Source organism: Methylobacterium gnaphalii (assembly GCF_007992215.1).
Taxonomy (GTDB): Bacteria; Pseudomonadota; Alphaproteobacteria; order Rhizobiales; family Beijerinckiaceae; genus Methylobacterium; species Methylobacterium gnaphalii.
The window spans coordinates 1-754 of record NZ_BJZV01000112.1 but is presented as its reverse complement, the minus strand read 5'-3'; the positions used below and the strand labels follow the sequence as shown (position 1 = coordinate 754).

At 62.5% G+C, this 754-nt stretch carries 2 protein-coding genes; both read left to right on the top strand.

Annotation, left to right across the window (positions count from 1 at the left end):
- On the top strand, nt 1–210 hold a 210-nt coding region (locus MGN01_RS23330), incomplete at its 5' end, for a hypothetical protein (RefSeq protein WP_170246145.1).
- 65 nt (nt 211–275) lie between these two features.
- The coding region (locus MGN01_RS23325; protein WP_147049166.1) for a hypothetical protein at nt 276–754 on the top strand (479 nt) is incomplete at its 3' end.

The following is a 754-nucleotide window of genomic DNA, read 5'->3' as shown; positions in this document are numbered from 1 at the left end:
TTCGGCTACCAGTTCGTGCTCGCGCCCATCCTGACCTGGTCGACGAACATCATTGGCGTTGCGATCGGTGCATCGATCCCGGTCGCGCCGACGCTCTCGATCAACGACCTGATGGTGGTGCTGACCGGCATCCTCGGTCTCGGTGTTCAGCGCACCTTCGAGCGGACGCAGGGCGTGCCTGGAGCACTGCCGGGCGGCGGCACAAAATAGCGTCCGCGCCAGCCCGACCATCCAAAAAGAAGACGACCTGGGGCGTTATGAACGGAGATACCGTCTTGCCGAATGGAAGCACACACAGCGACCGCCTCCAACAGGATCTCGGCGTCACCAATCAGCGCGTCTTCACGGTCGAGAAGGGGCTTGCGGACCTGTCCTCGGCTCAAGAGCGCCAGGGATTACGCCTCTCGGCAGAGATCGAAGGCGTTTTTACCAAGCTCACGAGCGAGATCCGCAACCTCTCGCCGCAGTTCGCCGAGCGGACCAAGGTCCCGTGGGGAGCCATCGGCGTGATGCAGGTCGGCGTGATCGCCCTCGGTGGCGTGCTGTACTGGCCCATTCGCGAGAACCAATCCGACTTCAAGGATGCCCTGCGCGAACTCAAGACCACGATGATCTCGCGCAGTGACGTGGATTACAAGTTTAGCGTCACCGGCCAGCGCCGAGACGACTTCCAGCGCATGTCCGAGCAGCGCGACAAGGAGATGGACGGCAAGATCGAGCAGATCCGCGACCGGATCGTCCCTCGCTCCGAACA